Source organism: Rhizobium sp. Root1220, from assembly GCF_001426265.1.
GTDB lineage: Bacteria > Pseudomonadota > Alphaproteobacteria > Rhizobiales > Rhizobiaceae > Rhizobium.
On sequence record NZ_LMDG01000003.1, the window covers coordinates 83948 to 100720 of the forward strand.

General features: G+C 58.6%; 17 protein-coding genes and 1 pseudogene. 5 read left to right on the forward strand and 13 right to left on the reverse strand.

Going from position 1 to position 16773, the window contains the following annotated elements; genetic code table 11:
- Positions 1-777 (reverse strand): SDR family oxidoreductase, encoded by a 777-nt coding sequence (locus tag ASC90_RS04430; RefSeq protein WP_056535927.1) that lies wholly within the window; start codon positions 775-777, stop codon positions 1-3.
- Positions 778-884: 107 nt separating this feature from the next.
- Between ASC90_RS04430 and ASC90_RS04435 the strand changes: the two genes are divergently transcribed.
- Entirely contained in the window at positions 885-1463 is a 579-nt protein-coding gene (locus ASC90_RS04435; RefSeq protein ID WP_056535930.1) for a TetR/AcrR family transcriptional regulator, read from the forward strand.
- A gap of 50 nt (positions 1464-1513) precedes the next feature.
- Here the strand turns inward: ASC90_RS04435 and ASC90_RS04440 are convergent, their stop codons facing one another.
- A complete protein-coding gene (locus ASC90_RS04440) occupies positions 1514-2128 on the reverse strand; it encodes an FMN-dependent NADH-azoreductase (protein WP_056535933.1) in 615 nt (204 codons plus the stop codon).
- 139 nt (positions 2129-2267) lie between these two features.
- Here ASC90_RS04440 and ASC90_RS04445 point away from each other — a divergent pair, with 139 nt between their 5' ends.
- Complete coding sequence (locus ASC90_RS04445; protein ID WP_056536180.1) at positions 2268-3236, forward strand: LysR family transcriptional regulator; 969 nt, start codon at positions 2268-2270, stop codon at positions 3234-3236.
- Positions 3237-3268: 32 nt separating this feature from the next.
- Here ASC90_RS04445 and ASC90_RS04450 read toward each other — a convergent pair whose 3' ends face one another.
- The 4 genes and pseudogenes from ASC90_RS04450 to ASC90_RS04465 form a co-directional block, all read right to left on the reverse strand.
- Positions 3269-5257 (reverse strand): bifunctional 2',3'-cyclic-nucleotide 2'-phosphodiesterase/3'-nucleotidase, encoded by a 1989-nt coding sequence (locus ASC90_RS04450; protein WP_056535936.1) that lies wholly within the window; start codon positions 5255-5257, stop codon positions 3269-3271.
- A 96-nt stretch (positions 5258-5353) separates the two neighbouring features.
- Positions 5354-5683 (reverse strand): annotated as a pseudogene (locus ASC90_RS04455) (PilZ domain-containing protein); the annotation flags it as partial.
- A 76-nt stretch (positions 5684-5759) separates the two neighbouring features.
- On the reverse strand, positions 5760-6650 hold the full coding sequence (locus ASC90_RS04460; RefSeq protein ID WP_056535942.1) for a DMT family transporter: 891 nt from the start codon (positions 6648-6650) through the stop codon (positions 5760-5762).
- Between the two features lie 86 nt (positions 6651-6736).
- Entirely contained in the window at positions 6737-7198 is a 462-nt protein-coding gene (locus ASC90_RS04465; RefSeq protein ID WP_056535944.1) for an Lrp/AsnC family transcriptional regulator, read from the reverse strand.
- A 155-nt stretch (positions 7199-7353) separates the two neighbouring features.
- Between ASC90_RS04465 and ald the strand changes: the two genes are divergently transcribed.
- Positions 7354-8472: an alanine dehydrogenase gene (ald, locus tag ASC90_RS04470; protein ID WP_056535947.1), complete on the forward strand. Its 1119-nt coding sequence runs from the start codon at positions 7354-7356 to the stop codon at positions 8470-8472.
- Between the two features lie 55 nt (positions 8473-8527).
- Here the strand turns inward: ald and ASC90_RS04475 are convergent, their stop codons facing one another.
- The 5 genes from ASC90_RS04475 to ASC90_RS04495 all read right to left on the reverse strand — a co-directional run bounded on the left by ASC90_RS04475 (position 8528) and on the right by ASC90_RS04495 (position 12307).
- Entirely contained in the window at positions 8528-8998 is a 471-nt protein-coding gene (locus ASC90_RS04475) for a DUF1203 domain-containing protein (RefSeq protein WP_056535948.1), read from the reverse strand.
- 71 nt (positions 8999-9069) lie between these two features.
- Positions 9070-9630: a GNAT family N-acetyltransferase gene (locus ASC90_RS04480; protein ID WP_056535951.1), complete on the reverse strand. Its 561-nt coding sequence runs from the start codon at positions 9628-9630 to the stop codon at positions 9070-9072.
- 5 nt (positions 9631-9635) lie between these two features.
- On the reverse strand, positions 9636-10505 hold the full coding sequence (gene sseA, locus ASC90_RS04485; protein ID WP_056535954.1) for a 3-mercaptopyruvate sulfurtransferase: 870 nt from the start codon (positions 10503-10505) through the stop codon (positions 9636-9638).
- Positions 10506-10522: 17 nt separating this feature from the next.
- Positions 10523-11260: an alanyl-tRNA editing protein gene (locus ASC90_RS04490; protein WP_056535958.1), complete on the reverse strand. Its 738-nt coding sequence runs from the start codon at positions 11258-11260 to the stop codon at positions 10523-10525.
- Positions 11261-11266: 6 nt separating this feature from the next.
- A complete protein-coding gene (locus tag ASC90_RS04495; RefSeq protein ID WP_056535960.1) occupies positions 11267-12307 on the reverse strand; it encodes a cysteine synthase A in 1041 nt (346 codons plus the stop codon).
- A gap of 224 nt (positions 12308-12531) precedes the next feature.
- On the opposite strand from ASC90_RS04495, the gene ASC90_RS04500 reads away from it, so the two are divergent.
- Together ASC90_RS04500 and ASC90_RS04505 are read left to right on the forward strand one after the other, a co-directional pair.
- Entirely contained in the window at positions 12532-13179 is a 648-nt protein-coding gene (locus tag ASC90_RS04500; RefSeq protein ID WP_056536183.1) for a ChrR family anti-sigma-E factor, read from the forward strand.
- 100 nt (positions 13180-13279) lie between these two features.
- Positions 13280-14110, forward strand: coding sequence for an SDR family NAD(P)-dependent oxidoreductase (locus tag ASC90_RS04505; RefSeq protein WP_056535964.1), 831 nt, complete (start codon positions 13280-13282; stop codon positions 14108-14110).
- Here the strand turns inward: ASC90_RS04505 and ASC90_RS04510 are convergent, their stop codons facing one another.
- Entirely contained in the window at positions 14111-15445 is a 1335-nt protein-coding gene (locus ASC90_RS04510; protein ID WP_056535967.1) for an MFS transporter, read from the reverse strand. It lies immediately after the preceding gene.
- Positions 15446-15454: 9 nt separating this feature from the next.
- Positions 15455-16714 carry a cyclopropane-fatty-acyl-phospholipid synthase family protein gene (locus ASC90_RS04515; RefSeq protein ID WP_056535971.1) on the reverse strand — a complete coding sequence of 420 codons (1260 nt, stop codon included), beginning with the start codon at positions 16712-16714 and terminating at the stop codon, positions 15455-15457.
- Positions 16715-16773: the final 59 nt, after the last annotated feature.

Consider the following 16773-nt stretch of genomic DNA (forward strand, 5'->3'; position numbering starts at 1 on the left):
TCACGCTGTGCGGAAGATTTTGGCGCCGGATGGCGCACCCGTGGCGCCGCCGTCGACCGTGATCTCGATGCCTGTGACATTCAGCGAATCGTCGGAAGCGAAATAGAGCGCCGCCTTGGCGATCTCGTCGGCTTCGCTCATGCGCCCGAGCGCACTGAGGCTGCCGATGCGGTTCTCAAGCGCGCTCATCGCATCCTGGGTCGGGGCCGAGGCGGCCCAGATGGGTGTCCGTGTGCCGCCCGGGGTTACTTGGTTGACGCGGATGCCGCGCGGAGCCAGTTCGGAGGCAAGATTGCGGGTCATGGCGCGCGTCGCCCCCTTCGTGCCGGCATAGGCCGAGTAGCCCGGCACGCCGAGGACTGCATGCACAGAGCCGTTCAGAATGACCGACGCATTGTCGTTCAGGTGCGGGAGTGCGGCCTGCACAGTGAAAAAGACCGACGTGAAATTGGTGCGCACGACCGCTTCGAATTGCTCAAGCGTCGTTGCGCCGAGTGGTGTCTGCCCCGCGATGCCTGCGTTGGCGAAAACGACGTCAAACTTGCCGAGCTTTTCGGCCGCCTCGGAGAAAGCCTTCTCTGTGGCTGCGACGTCATTAATGTCGACCTGTAGCGCGAGTGTGCCGTTGCCAAGCGTCTCCACCGCCTCGGCAAGCGTCTTGGCGTTACGGCCGGTGATGGCGACACGCGCCCCTTCCGCGATGAACAGTTTCGCGGTCGCAAGGCCGATGCCACTGTTTCCACCCGTGATCAGGGCGATTTTGTTTTTCAGACGCACTGGATGACTCCTATTGGAAATAAGCGCGATATGGATTATGATCGCTATCCAGAAAGGATTACGTTTATAATCCTGATGAGTCAAGCGGCCGTTTGGGGAAGTTTCTGATGGGTCATTCACAGGTGGACAAGCGCAAGACGCATGAGAAGATCGTGGAGATCGCCTCAAGGCGTCTGCGGGAGAAAGGTCTCGATGGCGTGGGGGTGGCCGATCTGATGAAGGAGGCGGGGCTGACGGTCGGCGGCTTCTACAAGCATTTTTCCTCCCGGGATGAGCTCGTTGCCGAAGCAATGCAGTTGGCCTTCGGAGCCTGGGAGGAGAAGGTCCGATCCGCGGGCCGGGCGCCAGCGGAAATACCGTTACCCGAATATGCAGCGAACTATCTAAGCCAAACGCATCGTGACGACACCAGCGCAGGCTGTCCGTTCGCGGCGCTCACGGCGGATATAGCGCGCGGGGGCGACAAGGGACGGTCAATGGCGACCGATCAGATGAAAGCCAATCTGGCAAATATGCAGGCCCGCATAAAGGCGGACGATGACGCTGATGCGCGTCGCAAGGCGATCATCGCAACCTGTTTGATGAGCGGGGCCGTTGGCCTCGCAAGGATCGCCGACGACGAGGCATTCTCCACCGAAATACTCGAAACTGTAAAAAGCTTCGTCACTGAATTCGGCACAAAATGAAAAACGGCCGGTGGAGAACCGGCCGTCTCAAACTTGACTAGCGACTTGAACTAGGCGGCGAGGGCGATTTCCTCGGCGCGGGCCTTGGCGGCGCCGATTGCCTTTTCAGCAGCTTCTGGGCCGAAGGCGAGGCCTTCGACGTAGATGGTTTCGACATCGGTGATGCCGAGGAAGCCGAGCACCGACTTAAGGTACGGTACGGCATGGTTCATGCCGGCTGCCGGGCCCTGAGAGTACACGCCACCGGATGCGAGAACGACATAGACCTTCTTGCCAGTTGCAAGGCCGACCGGGCCGCTTTCCGTGTACTTGAAGGTGAGACCGGCGCGCGCGACGTTATCGATCCAGGTCTTCAGCGACGAGTAGATGTTGAAGTTGATCATGCCGGTGCCGATGACAACGGTATCGGCGGCAAGCAGTTCGTCCACCAGCGTGTCCGAGGTTTTGACAGCGGCTGATTCTTCGGCCGTGCGTGCATCGGCCGGCTTGCGGATGGCTGCAGTGAAGAGGTCATCGATGTGCGGCAGCGGGTTGGCGGCCAGATCGCGGCGGACGATCACGCTGCCAGTTTGCTGGGACTTGAGCTTGTCAGCGAGATCGGCAGCGATGGTGGTCGAAAGTGACTCAGAGCGGGGGCTGGACGTCAGGAGCAGAATGGACGACATTGTTGTATTTCCTCTTGAATTGGGTTTTGACGGTTCGTGTCGGGAACCACGGATCGCCGTTCGAGAGAAAAATAGGTCTGGCCTGCCATCGAAAAAACTGGGATAATCTAGATCGAAATTATCGATGGATTAGATGGCGATGCTTCCGAACCCGACATTAGACCAGCTTCAAGTTTTCCTGACGGTGGCTGAAACGGGCAGTTTCTCAGCCGCGTCGCGTGCGCTCAATCGCGCTCAATCAGTGATCAGCTACACGATTGCCAATCTGGAAACCCAGCTGGAAGTGCCGCTGTTCGAACGTTCGGGGGCGAGGCAACCGAAGCTGACGGACGCGGGCAAGGCCATGCTGGAAGACGCGCGGCGCCTTGTCTCCGATCTCGAGGTCATGCGCGCGCGCGTCAAGGGTTTGAAGGAAGGACTGGAAGCTGAAGTCGTTGTCGCAATAAGCGTGATGGTCCCGTCTCAGGCGGTGGTCGAAGTGCTACACGAGTTTGGCGAGAGGTTCCCTTCGGTTGCTCTCAGCCTGACAGTTGGAGAGCTTGGAGTGGTAATGGACCTCGTGTCCACCGGCAACGCCACGATCGGCATTGGCGGCGCCATGTTGAAGCAGAGCGATTCGCTTGTGGCGGAACGCATTGGCCATTCGTTTATGATGCCGGTCGCTTCGCGCGATCATCCGCTGGCGAAGATAAGCAGACCATTGATGCTTGCCGATGTGCGCGAGGAAACCCAGCTCGTCGTGACCGACGCGTCAGGCCTGACCAAGGGCCGCGACTTCAATGTTCTTTCCTACAAAACCTGGCGGGTCAGCGATATTGCCACCAAGCATTCGCTTATTCGCGGCGGGCTTGGCTGGGGCGGCCTTCCGGCCTCGCTCATTCACGGTGATCTGAAAAGCGGCGCGCTGGTGCATCTCGATCTCCAGGCCTATGAACAGGGTGAGTATCCGATCTACGCCATGCGAAGGATCGCCAGCCCGCCAGGGCCGGCGGCGACATGGATGATCGATGCATTTCGATCCAGGCTTTCCCTATGCCCCAGCCAGGCCGATTTTACGGCACAGATTGCCGAACTGCTTCCACCAGATTTGTCAATCGCTGCGGAATAGGCGAGGCGTCGCCGCCTCGCCGGTTCTGGATGTCAGAGCACGAGGCGGAACTTCGCGAAGCCTTCGGCACCCTCGCCAGCGTCTTCGATCTTGACGCTTTTTACATCTGCGAGAAATTGCTTGGCTTTCGGTCCGCTCTGGAAAACCGCGCTCGTCCCCGGCAGCGGCGCAAACGTCCAGTTACCGTCTGCCGCGGGGTTGATTGTGCCCTGTTCATGGATGTAGCGCACGATAACGTCCCGGTTCGTATCCGGAGCCTGGAAGACAACCTTGTCCGCCGCGATGTCTGGAAACTTCCCGCCGCCCCCGGCACGATAATTGTTTGTGACGACTACGAATTTTTGCTTCGGATCGATCGGCTTGCCGTCGAACTCCAGCTTCTGGATCCGGTTTGCATCGGCATTGATCGCCTTCCCGTCATCGTCGTATTTGCGTGGCTGCGAGAGGTCGATCTGGTAGGTGACCCCATCGATCACGTCAAAATTGTACGATGGGAACGCGACGTTGAGCAGTTCAGCGTCCTTGGTACCGGGTTTAACCTCGTTGAACATGCCCGACGACATTTCCAGCCAGTTCTTGACTTGCTCGCCCGTGATGACCACCGCCTGCACTGTGTTCGGGTAGAGGTACAGGTCGGCGACGTTCTTGATGGCAATGTCGCCTGCCGGTACGTCGGTGTAGTAGTCTGCGCCGCCACGGCCACCTGCCTTGAACGGAGCGGCAGCGGATAGCACTGGCAGATCCTTGAATTCGGTATCCGCGAGCATCTGCTTGATGTACCAGGTCTGTGCCTGAGACACGATCTGTACGGACGGATCGTCGGCGACAAGTGCGAAGTAGGAATAGAGAGGCGCGGATGTCTTGCCGACCGGCGTGCGCACGTAAGCAAGCGTTGCCTCGTGTTCCGCCTTGGCCGCCTCGACGACTTCCTTCTTGTCTGCGACGTCGGCAACCACCTTCTTCTTTTCGTCACGATGGTAGATCGGCCGCGCTTCCGATGTGAAGTCGACGATCTTCCAGCTCTTGCCGTCCTTCTCCAGCAGCAGGTCGATCAGACCGAGATGCGAGCCCCAGAAGCCGGCCATGACGGCCGGCTTGCCGTGCAGCGTACCCTTGACTGGATCGGCGTTCTGAATGCCGTCCCAGGTCTTTGGTCCCGGGAAGACCAGATGCTGATGGCCGGTAAAGATCGCATCGATACCATCAACCGCGGCAAGGTGTAGAGAAGCATTCTCCATCTTCTCCGAAGGGGCGGCGCCGTCGATGCCGGAGTGAGAAAGCGCGATGACGATATCGGCGCCGTCCTCCTTCATTGCCGGAACCCATGCCGCGGCGGCTTCGACGATATCGCGCGTCTGCGCCTTGCCTTCGAGGTTCTTGATGTCCCAAAGCATGATCTGTGGCGGCACGAAGCCGATAAAGCCGATCTTCACCTGGCTCTCGTTGCCGGCGCCGTCCTTGATCGTCTTCTCGACGATGATGTAGGGCTTGAAGAAGAGATCGTCATTCCTGGGGTTGGAGGCAAGCTGGCCCTTCGTCAGGTTGGCACAGACAAAGGGGAAGTTCGCGCCGTTCAGGACCTTGAACATGAAGTCGAGGCCGTAGTTGAATTCATGGTTTCCGAGCGTACCCACCGTGTAATCAAGCGTGTTCATTGCCTTGATGACCGGGTGGACGTCGCCATCCTTCATGCCACGCTGATAGGCCATGTAGTCGCCCATGGGATTGCCCTGCAGGACGTCGCCATTGTCGATCAGAAGCGAGTTGGCGGCTTCGGCGCGAATGTTGTCGATGATCGTCGCCGTGCGCGCCAGACCCATCGTATCGTTCGGCTTGTCTGCATAGTAGTCGTAAGGGAAGACGTTGACGTGTATATCGGTCGTCTCCATCAGTCGCAGATGCGCCTGATTGGTCGCCGCTCGTGCGGTGAAAGGGTGAAGCAGCACCAAGGCGGATGTGGCGGCAATTCCGCCAAGCAACGAGCGCCGGGTCACCGGCGGCAAATCGAGAATGGAAGACATTAAAACTCCTTCGAAAATCACCTACCGCCCGGCCCGAGGGGGAGACTAGGGTGATTTGCGAAGGAGTAAAGCCCCAAGATTACAAGAAGACTACCGCGACAGAACCGGACGGACTTCCTTGTGGAAGAAGCGGAAATAGGAAGCGACCTGGGCCTGGGCATTGGAATTGGGATCGAACTGAATGCCCAATCGGCCGTTGTGACTCCAGCGGATGATACCCTGCAAGGTGCCGAGATCGTCGGCAAGAATTTGCACGCGGCTACCCGATGCCGCATGGAGCGGCGACCTGATTTCGACTGCCATTCCGGTAAGCGACATATCGAGGATGCGGGCGTCTACTTCCTTGGTGAGATAGCGGACTTTGCCAAAGATGCGGCAACCCTTACGTTCGGCCTTGCGAGTAATGATGTTCAAATTACGCTGCATGTTACGCTCCACCAGAACATGTCGGGGGAGTCTACAGCTGGAACGTTGAAAATGCTTTAATAACACTTGCTCAAGACTATTGGGATGCAAGTCGTAAATCGGACCTGCGCGCGACGACATGCTCGCGCCATACGGTGAAGATGCCAGCCGCGACGACGACCGCCGAGCCGATGATCGTACTCGGGCTAAGTGTTTCACCGTAGATAGTAACGCCTATGATCGAGGCGTAGACGAGCTGTAGGTAGGTCAGTGGCTGAACCGCTGCCGCATCAAGCATGTCGTAGGCACGGATCAGGAAATAGTGGCTCGATATGCTGGTGGCGCAGACGAGCCCCATCCATCCCCAGTCCCACCCGGACATCCAGGTCCAGTAGAACGGGCCGACGAGCGTCATGGCAACAGCACCCACGACACCGGTGTAGAAAAAGCTCGTCATCGCCGAATCGTCCCTGCTGACGAGGCGCGTTGCGATCACGTAGAAGGCGAAGAGAAAGCAGGAGAAGATTGCCAGCAGCAGCTTGAGGTCAAAAAAGCCGCCCTCGGGCTTGAGGATCAGAAGGACTCCCGCAAGCCCGGCGCCGATTGCCGTCCATCGCCGCCAACCGACTCGTTCGCCGAGAAGCGGCATTGAGAGCAGGGCGATGAGGATGGGCGTGGCAGAGAAGATCGCCTGCGAATGGGCGAGACCGATGATCGCGAAGCAACTGATGGCGACGACGACCTGGGCGGCAAGCAGCACGCCGCGAACGATTTGCAGAAGCGGCCTTTGGGTGCGCGCCGTCGCCCTAAGCCCGCCGCGCATTCTGGATGCAAGTAGAATTGTGAAGAACGCGAACGCCCAATAGCGGATCATCGTCACGAAAATTGGCGGGTAGTTGGTCGCCAAATGCTTCGAGATACCGTCCTGCAAGGAAAAGATGGTGATCGCCAGAAGAACGAAAATATAGCCGCGGGTTTTCGATTTCATAGCTTCGTCTTATCGAAACGGTCTCCGGCATTCCATCGAAACCTCGCAGCGCAACGCTGAAATTTGCGGCCATTTTTGCTGCACGGTTACAGGCCGACATTCGGCCTGTCGATGACTTCCCGCAGGGCGAAGCTCGAATTGATTTTCACGACGTGTGGGAGGGCTGACAGCCAGTCGCGATGGATACGCTCATAATCTTCGAGATCTCGCGCCGCCACCCGCAGGATGTAATCGTACTCGCCGGACATCAGGTAACAGACAAGAACGTTTGGGCATCGTTTCACCGCCGCCTCGAATTCTGAGAGTGTTTTGGCAAACTGGCCTGAGAGTGAAATGTGCACCACGGCAACCATCTTGTAGTCCAGCGCCTTGTGCGAGATATGGGCGTGATAACCGCTGATCACGCCGTTCTTTTCGAGGATATCGAGACGCCGGGAGCAGGCCGAGGCCGAAAGGCCGGCCTTTGCTGCTAGATCTGCGTTGGTCATGCGCGCATTTGTCTGAAGTGCCTTGAGAATCGCATGATCGATGGCGTCGAGTCCTGACATTCGAATAACTTTCGATAGTTTTCCAGATTTTGCAATAATCTGCGAAAAACAGTCCGTCGGCAAACGTTCTTTGCAAGGACATTTCGCGGCCTTGGTGCTTGGATTTCCGTATTCAAACGCTCCGCCAGGCGGACATAAAATTGAGAGGAACGCTTATGCGTGTCGGTTGCCCGAAGGAAATCAAGAACCATGAATATCGTGTCGGACTGACACCTGGATCCGTCCGCGAATACGTTGCCCACGGCCACGAGGTCTGGGTCGAAACCAAGGCAGGCGCCGGTATAGGCGCAGATGACGCTGCCTATGCCGCTGCTGGCGCGAAGATCGCTGCCTCGGCGAAGGATATCTTCGAGAAGTGCGACATGATCGTGAAGGTCAAGGAGCCGCAGCCTTCGGAATGGGCGCAGCTTCGTGAGGGTCAGCTTCTTTACACCTATCTCCATCTCGCACCCGATCCAGAGCAGACGAAGGGACTTCTTGCGTCCGGTGTGACCGCAATCGCTTATGAAACGGTTACCGATGATCGTGGCGGACTGCCGTTGCTGGCACCGATGTCGGAGGTCGCCGGCCGTTTGTCGATTCAGGCGGGCGCAACCGCACTTCAGAAGGCCAATGGCGGCCTTGGTGTCCTGCTCGGCGGCGTCCCGGGCGTCTTGCCGGCAAAGGTCGCGGTCATCGGCGGCGGGGTCGTCGGCCTGCACGCCGCAAAGATCGCGGTCGGCCTCGGCGCCGATGTCAGCATCCTCGACAAATCACTGCCTCGCCTGCGCCAGCTCGACGATCTTTTTGGCGGTCGCGTCCATACACGTTATTCCGGCATCCAGGCGCTCGAAGAGGAAATCTTCGCCGCCGATCTGGTGATCGGCGCCGTGCTGATCCCCGGTGCCGCCGCTCCGAAATTGGTGACCCGCGAAATGTTGACCGGCATGAAGCAGGGCGCGGTCATCGTCGACGTCGCCATCGATCAGGGCGGCTGCTTCGAAACATCGCACGCAACGACCCATTCCGAACCGACTTACGTCGTGGACGGGGTTGTTCACTACTGTGTCGCCAACATGCCGGGGGCTGTACCTGTCACATCCGCGCACGCGCTGAACAACGCGACGCTGGTGCATGGCCTTGCCCTTGCTGATCGTGGCCTGCGTGCCATCGCGGAGGACAAACACTTGAGAAACGGCCTGAATATTCACAAGGGCCGTGTCACCAATAAACCGGTCGCCGAAGCGCTGGGCTACGAACCTTACGCAGCGGAAAGTATTCTGAACGTAGCGTAAGACGCATCACGTTACGTCAGTTGGAGCCGGCTTCGCTCTCCGCGGCCGGCTTCTTTTATTTGTCGATCCGGCACTGATAGCAGTTGTTGCGCGCCGAGCGAACGTGCACATACGCGACTTCAGCCCGGTCGAGCAGCGAGGCGGCGTACACAGGGATATCCGCGATCGGCGTCACAGCACCGGTGCCATAGACGATCCGGTCGTTTTCACCATAACCTCGAACGATGAAATCGCGGGTCGTCTCAAGGACTGGTGGCATGATTTCTTCAGCGCTATACCGCGCGCAGCGCTGCTTGTGCATGAAGATCGGCCCGGTCTCGGCGTAGGGCTGCAACTTCGGAAACGGCCGGTAGGCAAAGACCAGCAACTCTTCGCCAGCGTCGATATTTCTCAGACAATGGCGGCACGGATGGCCGGGGCCATCGGAAAACAGGGTCTCGGGAAGGTTGTCGTAAGCATCCCTGCCGCCCTGCCAGAGATGTTCGGCGTCGGCGGTGGGCATGGCGGAAAAGTGGATGACTGACATGGCAAATCTCCCTTTGAGGTTTGCCATGAAATGACTCCCGAGAGGGTCCGAAACCACCCGTTTCTTGCCATTCAGCTCTTTTTCGCGATGTCCAGCAGTTCCTTGTCGCTGAGCGGCCGGACGATGCCGGAACCGGTCGAGACCGGGGAGAAGCCGAACATCTGGTAGAGCTGCAGCGCCCGTGGATGATCGAGATCGTTTGTCGTCGCAACGACCCGGCTGGGGTTCAGCGTCCAGATGGCATAGAGCGCCTGCAACAGGAACCACTTTCCGATGCCAAGACCGAGCGCATGCTCGATCAGTCCGAAATGGTTGAGTTCGATCGTGTCCTCATCCTGAACGAAATACTCGTAGAAGCCGGCGGGAGCACCGTTGACGTAGAGCACGCTGATGTTGTTGCGCTTGTCGTGCAGCACTGCAGCCAGTTGCTCGTCGCTCATTCGAAGCCTGTCGACCCATTGCCAGCGGGCGCCAACCTGGCGGTAGAGGTGTCGATAGAACGGCAACGGAATGCCGGGAGCGCGCATGATTGCAGTCTGTATGTTTACGGGTACGGGCAGGCTGGTTTTCGGCGGCGCCGTCATTTCGAGACGCGTGATATGTGCCTTCAGCGACGCGGGAGCCTTTGCCATGGTGATCAGGCTTTGCCCGGCTCAGGCGGGCCGGTCACGACAGGCGTGTCCTCGCGGCTACCCCATTCACTCCATGAACCGTCGTATAACTTGTTGTCTGTGTGGCCCAGTGACTCTAGCGCGAGCGTAATGATTGCGGCTGTAATCCCGGAACCGCAAGATGTGACGACAGGTTTGGAAAGGTCTATGCCAGCATCCTCGATCGTTTGCTTGAGTTGCGGCAGCGTCTTGAAGCGGCCACCATTTGCGAAGACGCCGGATGGCAGGCTGCGGGCACCGGGCATGTGGCCCGATCGCATTCCCGCGCGCGGCTCCGGCTCCACAGCGGCGAAGCGCCCGGCGCTTCTTGCATCGGCAATCTGAAGAGCCCGGCTGTCAACGATTTCCCGCATGGTGTCGAGGTTGACGACACGCTCGGCGTCATAGCTCGGCGTAAACGTCTTGGGCTCGTAGCGGGGTGTGCTTGTTTCGAGGGCGCGGCCTTCCGCCGTCCATCCGTCGAGCCCGCCGTCTAGCACGAACACATTCCTGGCGCCCATGACGCGGAACAGCCACCACACGCGGGGCGAGGCAAACATTCCGATACCGTCGTAAACGACGATGCGGTCGTTTTCTCCGATGCCAAGCTTGCCAACTTCAGCGGCGAACTGGTCCGGTGATGGAATGGTGTGCGGCAGCGCAACCGAGTGGTCGGCGATCTTGTCCTGGTCGAAACGGATGGCGCCCGGAATATGACCTCCCGCGTATTCGGCATCGGCGTCGCGCTTTTGGGCAGGCAGGTAGAAAGACGCGTCCAGCACGCGCAGATCCGGCTTCCCGAGTTCAGCCTGCAGCCAATCGGCGGAAACGACGAACCGGCTCTTCTCTTCGCTCATTTTGCTCTCCTGCACTGTTAGGCTTCGTCGCCCGGGGCGCCGAAGCGAATGCGGAAACGCCGATTCTCCTTGCCCTTCTTCTCGATCTTGGCGATGTGAATCTGGCCGACTTCCTGCGTTTCGGAGACATGTGTGCCGCCACAGGGCTGGCTGTCAATTGCAGAATTGTCGCCGATGCAGACGAGGCTGACGCGGCCAAGGCCCATGGGAGGGCGGACGTTCTTGGATTTGACGATGCCGGGATTGGCCGAAAGCTCCTCGTCCGTGATCCACTGCAGATAGACAGGGTGGTTTTCGGCGACAAGCGTCATCAGCTTTGCCGTCACTTCGTCCTTGTCGATGGTATCGGCCATGTCGAAGTCGACACGGCTTTCATCCTCGCCAACAGCGGCGCCAGTGATCGGATAGGGGCAGACAACAGAGAGCAAATGGCAAGCGGTGTGCATGCGCATCAGCTTGTAGCGACGAGGCCAGTCGATGTGGAGTATAAGCTTTTCGCCGACGGTTGGTTGTGCTTCGCCTTCGAGCGGCACATGGATGATGATCTCCTTGCTCGCACCGTGTTTCGTCTGTCCGAGCCCGATCTTGCTGCCGTCGGCACGTTCGAGAAAGCCGGTGTCTCCAGGCTGGCCGCCGGACATTGCGTAAAAGCACGTCTGGTCCAGCTCGATACCCCCGTCATCGTGAATTGCGGTTACCACCGCTTCGCATGTCGAAAGATAGAAATCGTCACGATAGAGGGCATTGACGGGCATTGGGTCTCACGCTGCTGGTTCGTAGGGAATCTTGATATCCGCAGACGACGTCAGCCATTCGGGAACGGGCAGGCCCTTCGACGTCAGGAAATCGGGATTGAAAAGCTTCGACTGGTAGCGGTTGCCGTAGTCGCATAGGATCGTCACGATGGTGTGGCCAGGGCCAAGATCCCTGGCGAGGCGAACGGCACCTGCGATGTTGATCGCGGTCGATCCGCCCAGGCAAAGCCCTTCATGTTCGACGAGATCGAAGACGTAGGGCAAGGCCTCGGTGTCGGAAATGCTGTAGGCGAAATCGGGCGTAAAGCCTTCGAGGTTGGCGGTGATGCGGCCCTGGCCGATGCCCTCGGTGATCGAGGAGCCGGCGGACTTGAGCTCGCCGTTCGTGTAGAACTCGTAAAGAGCGGCGCCATCAGGGTCCGCAACACCGATCTTGACGTCCGTGTTGAAGGCCTTGAGGCCTGCCGAGACACCCGCCAGTGTTCCCCCAGAGCCGACGGCGCAAATAAAGCCATCGACCTTGCCGTCTGTATCCTCCCAGATCTCCTTGGCGGTCGTTTCGATATGGGCCTGTCGGTTGGCGATGTTGTCGAACTGGTTGGCCCAGATCGCGCCGTTCGGATCAGTCTTCGCCAGTTGTTCGGCCAGACGTCCCGACACCTTTACGTAGTTGTTCGGGTTCCTGTAGGGAACAGCCGGAACTTCCACGAGCTCCGCGCCAAGCAGCTTCAGCGCGTCTTTCTTTTCCTGGCTCTGGGTTTCGGGAATGACGATGACCGTCCGGTAACCGAGCGCCTTAGCGACCAGCGTAAGCCCGATGCCGGTGTTTCCAGCCGTCCCCTCGACGATGACGCCACCCGGCTTCAGCAGTCCCTTCCTCTCGGCATCGCGAATGATGTAGAGCGCCGCGCGGTCCTTGACCGACTGGCCCGGATTGAGGAATTCCGCCTTGCCGAGAATGGTGCAGCCCGTTGCATCCGACGCACCCTTGAGCCTGATCAGGGGTGTGTTGCCGATTGCCTCGAGAACGGAGGGATAAACGATCATGGAATCTGCCTCTTTCAAACTCTTAGTTTAAGAACGGTCTTTTCCCTTCACAAGGCTGGGTTGGCAAGAAATGCCATTCCACACCTTTGACTGCAGCGATAAAATTAGACTTCGATCTTCCGACCCTCCACATGTTGCAGCCAGCGGGGGTGATCCGATGATTGACTTTCATCGTATGGATGACGACAAAGCAATCACTGAAAGTGGAAACGACCGAAACCGTCATGGTTCACGAGCATATCGACACGGTCGATGCATTGATGGCGCATTATGTTGCCGGGTCTCTTCCCGAGCCGGCAAGGGTGCTGGTGGAATCGCACCTCGAGATGAAAGCCGACCATCGAGGTCTTGTGACGGATCTGGAGTTGCTGGCCGGCGAAGCGCTCGAGCAGATGTCTGCGGCACCGATCAGCGATCGGGATGCACGCCTCGCGGCGATTTTCGCGTCCTCACGGCCTCTTGAAAGCAGCGCCCAGCTCAATAATCAAACCGACAAGGGCGTCTTCCCGCGTGCGATTCGCAATCTCGTCGGGTTCGACGTTGATACAGTGCCGTGGAAGACCAAACTTCCCGGCTTCAGGGAGTATTGCACTGACATTGACGGCTGCGAGGTCAGCCTGATGTGGATCAAGCCCGGTCGTGCACTACCCGCCCATACCCATAAGGGAATGGAACTCACTTTGATCCTGGACGGAGCGTTCAACGATGCGCGGGGCCGCTTTGGTCCCGGGGATATCTCTGTCGCCGACGAGAGCGTCGACCACCGACCGGTTGCAGAAAAGGATCGCCCCTGCATCGCTTTTTCGGTTCTCGACGCACCGATCAAGCTGACCGGATCCTTCCGCCAGATTATCGGCGATCTGATCGGCTGAAAGCAGCCACAATGACATGATAGTGGCATGAATTCGGGAGGGGCGAGGAACTCCCGGATCTGTTTTGGTGTTCAGAAGACAGCCCCGGAGGAAGCGTGCCATGCAAGACTTTGTCGCTCGTCCCGAACACGGAATCGTGTGGATATCAGGTGCGAGTTCCGGGATTGGACGGGCGTTGGCGCTGAAGCTTGCTGGCGAAGGATATAAAGTCGCTGTCACGGCGCGTGATCATGAAAAACTTGCAGAATTGCAGACTGAGGCCGCCGATCTTCCAGGCAGCATTGTCGTGTTGGACGGTGATGTCACGAGCGCCGAGGACATGGAGCATGTGCTCGCGTCCATCGAATATGAGCACGGTGCGATGGCCTTGGCGATATTCAATGCCGGGGTCTATTTGCCCGTTCATGCCGAAGCATTGAGCCGCGAAGTTTTCGAACGCAGTTTTGCCGTCAACCTTCAGGGCGTTGTGAATTGCCTCATTCCGGCCGTTCGCCACATGAAGGCAAAGGGACAGGGGCAAATCGCGATCGTCTCTTCGGTCAGCGGTTACGGGGGGCTGCCGACGGGCGCCGCCTATGGAGCGACGAAGGCGGCGCTCATCAACATGGCCGAAAGCCTCAAGTTCGACCTCGACAAGATCGGCATCCGTATCCAACTGATCAATCCCGGCTTCGTCGATACGCCGGCTACTAGAAAAAACGAATTCCCCATGCCGTCGCTGGTATCGGTCGACGAGGCGGCAGCGCATATTTCTGCCGGTCTCAAGTCGCAACGCTTCGAGATTACTTTTCCGAAGCGCTTCACCTTTCTGCTTAAACTTCTGAATCTGATGCCGTACAGCCTGTATTTCTGGCTGGTGAACCGATCGACGGGCTGGCAAGAGCGGTCGCCGCGAAAGCATCAGCCAGGAACGCCGCATCCTGCGGAGTAATCACCGCGTTTCGATGCGTATCCGCAGCGCATTCTGTGCTTTTTCGTCCAAGGGAAAATTCCACATGAGGCCGATGGCACTGAGTTTCAACAGGATCGGCACCCACGCATAGCTGACCGCGAGGGCACCCAAAGCATATGGTGAATTGTTCGTGTCACCTGACGGGTCGAAGGCGAACAGGGAAAGCATCGGGAACACGATCCCGACGCCTGCCGCGAGCGAAGCCTTCGTGGCAAGGCCCCAGGCAGCGAAGTAGATGCCGCTCCGCTGCTCGCCGGAATTGGCGGTGTCTTCATCGATCACGTCGGCTTGGATAGCGGGTGGAAGGGCAAGATCGAAACCAAGCATGAGCCCGGTGAAAGCGCAGATCGCCCCAAAGATGAAAAGCGACCCCGGCGGCAGCAACGGCACGAAAGCGAATGCTGCGCAAGCAGCAAGCATGGCCCAGCACCAGGCCCTGTGTTTGCCTAGCCGCTTCGCCGACCATGCCGCGAAAGGAACACCTGCGATGCCAAACAGGAAGTAGACAAACAGCAAGGGACCGCGCGAGGCCGGCAATGCCAGCCGATCCGAGACGAAATAGAGGAAAAGCGTCGCAGGGATGCCGTTGGCAAAGCCATTCAGAAAGAAAGCTGTGAGCAAACGGCGGAAAGCCAGGTTTCCCAAGAGGAAGGATAGACCGTCACCAAACGCTAAGCGCTTGACGGTATGCTCCACTGGCTCGGGGACCTTCCAGATTGCCAGCATCCCCGCCAATGGCAGCGCCACCGCGACAAAGACGCCGAGAAAACGCAATCCCGGTAAATCGGTCTTGGCCGTCGAACCGAATGCGAAGGGCAGAGTGATTGCTATGAGCGTCCCGATCAGTGTGACTGCTTCCCGCAGGGCGGCAAGCGACGTCCTTCCCTTGTAGTCGCTTACTAGTTCCGCGCCCCAGGCTGAATAGGGGATGACTGCCATCGTGAAACCGAGTGAAAGAAAGGCGCCCCATAAGCCCAGCCACAGGGTGGATGCATCCTGTGGTGGCGAATACAGCATCACCGCCGAGACGGACGCCACCGGCAGGGACAGCGCAAACAGGAATCTTCGCCGGCCGATGCTAGGCCGGAGTCGATCGGCGACGAAACCGACAGCCGGATCACAGATGGCATCGAAAAGCCTCACAACCAGCAGTGTAAGGCCGACGGCAGCCAGCGGTAGCCCAAGCGTTTCCGTATAGTACGTCGGTACGAATGCGTAGAGTGGCAGCCCCAGTGCGGCCAGAGGCGCGGCAGGCAAGGCATAGACGAGGCGGATAGCGGCGTGGACAGGAGGTCGTCTGTCTGGTTCCGCCATCCGCGCTCGTCAGCTCCGCGAAAAGACGACCTGGCGGACGTCTATGTTTCGGGCGCGGAAGCCTGCTTCGCAATAGAAAAAGTAGAATTCCCAGAGCCGCTTGAAGCGCTCGTCAAACCCCAGAGGGCGAACACGCTCCCACACGGACCAGAAACGCTCCCGCCACTCGGCAAGCGTACGCGCGTAGTCTAACCCGAAACCAAAGTCCCTGACCAGTGACAAGTTTACTCTTTGGCCAAGTTCCGCCAGATGCTCGCGGGTGGGTAACATACCACCGGGGAAGACGTACTTCTGGATAAAATCCGGGTTGCTCCGGTACTGATCGAAGGCTTCGGGGCGAATGGTGATGATCTGAAGACCAGCCTTTCCACCCGGTTTCAGGCATTGACTCAGCTTCGAGAAATACGCTGGCCAATATTTTTCACCGACCGCTTCGAACATCTCGATCGATACGATCCTGTCGTAAGTGCCTGCTTCGTCTCGATAGTCCTGGAAACGAAACTCGACCTTCTCGTTCAAGCCTGCCTTGCGGATGCGTTCTTCCGCGAAACTCAGTTGCTCGCGACTAATGGTGAGCCCCGTCACCCTGCAACTCAGTTCCTTTGCCGCAAATTCCGCAAAACCGCCCCAGCCACAGCCGATCTCCAGCACATGATCGCCGGCCTTGATACCGGTCGCTTCGGCCAGCGCGCGGTATTTGGCGTGCTGGGCGGATTGCAGATCGTTTGCGCCGGTGGAATAGAGCGCCGACGAATACGTCATCGTCGGATCGAGCCATTGCTTGTAGAAGTCATTGCCGAGATCGTAGTGCGCGGAGATGTTGCGCTTGGAACCCGCTCTCGTGTTTGAGTTCATCCAGTGGCGCATACGCTCGGCAATGCGCATGACGCCGGTCTTGCCGTTCGCGTAGCCTTTTGCCGCCTCTTCGTTGACCAGAAAAAGTTCGAGGAATGCCGCGATATCGGGGCTTTCCCAATCGCCATCCATGTAGGTTTCGGCTACGCCGATCGTCCCGCCCGTCAACGACCGACTGGCGATGTTCCAGTTGTTGAGGCGAATGGCGGCCTCCGGTCCGGGCAGTTTTCCCTTGATGAGAATGCTGCGCCCATCGGGAAAGACGATCGCTAACGAACCATGCTGCATCTTCGCCAAGGCGCGCAGCGTTAGTTTTGCCCTGAATGGCAGCCGTTTGGAAAGCCTGCCGATATTGTCTGCCGACAGCAGTTCCGCGCTTTGCGCCAAAGACAACCAGTCCTGTCCATCCCTCATCGCTCTATCCTCCGGCGATCTCTGACTGCCTAAGGACGTAATGCGACGACTTCGCCCCC

Coding starts and splice junctions, on each gene's coding strand:
- ASC90_RS04490 (WP_056535958.1), bottom strand. CDS start 11,260: ATGCCCGTCAATGCCCTCTATCGTGACGATTTCTATCTTTCGACATGC.
- sseA (WP_056535954.1), bottom strand. CDS start 10,505: ATGAGCGAAGAGAAGAGCCGGTTCGTCGTTTCCGCCGATTGGCTGCAG.
- ASC90_RS04475 (WP_056535948.1), bottom strand. CDS start 8,998: ATGTCAGTCATCCACTTTTCCGCCATGCCCACCGCCGACGCCGAACAT.
- ASC90_RS04440 (WP_056535933.1), bottom strand. CDS start 2,128: ATGTCGTCCATTCTGCTCCTGACGTCCAGCCCCCGCTCTGAGTCACTT.
- ASC90_RS04445 (WP_056536180.1), top strand. CDS start 2,268: ATGCTTCCGAACCCGACATTAGACCAGCTTCAAGTTTTCCTGACGGTG.
- ASC90_RS04500 (WP_056536183.1), top strand. CDS start 12,532: ATGGTTCACGAGCATATCGACACGGTCGATGCATTGATGGCGCATTAT.
- ASC90_RS04495 (WP_056535960.1), bottom strand. CDS start 12,307: ATGATCGTTTATCCCTCCGTTCTCGAGGCAATCGGCAACACACCCCTG.
- ASC90_RS04515 (WP_056535971.1), bottom strand. CDS start 16,714: ATGAGGGATGGACAGGACTGGTTGTCTTTGGCGCAAAGCGCGGAACTG.
- ASC90_RS04510 (WP_056535967.1), bottom strand. CDS start 15,445: ATGGCGGAACCAGACAGACGACCTCCTGTCCACGCCGCTATCCGCCTC.
- ASC90_RS04505 (WP_056535964.1), top strand. CDS start 13,280: ATGCAAGACTTTGTCGCTCGTCCCGAACACGGAATCGTGTGGATATCA.
- ASC90_RS04460 (WP_056535942.1), bottom strand. CDS start 6,650: ATGAAATCGAAAACCCGCGGCTATATTTTCGTTCTTCTGGCGATCACC.
- ASC90_RS04465 (WP_056535944.1), bottom strand. CDS start 7,198: ATGTCAGGACTCGACGCCATCGATCATGCGATTCTCAAGGCACTTCAG.
- ASC90_RS04480 (WP_056535951.1), bottom strand. CDS start 9,630: ATGGCAAAGGCTCCCGCGTCGCTGAAGGCACATATCACGCGTCTCGAA.
- ASC90_RS04450 (WP_056535936.1), bottom strand. CDS start 5,257: ATGTCTTCCATTCTCGATTTGCCGCCGGTGACCCGGCGCTCGTTGCTT.
- ASC90_RS04435 (WP_056535930.1), top strand. CDS start 885: ATGGGTCATTCACAGGTGGACAAGCGCAAGACGCATGAGAAGATCGTG.
- ald (WP_056535947.1), top strand. CDS start 7,354: ATGCGTGTCGGTTGCCCGAAGGAAATCAAGAACCATGAATATCGTGTC.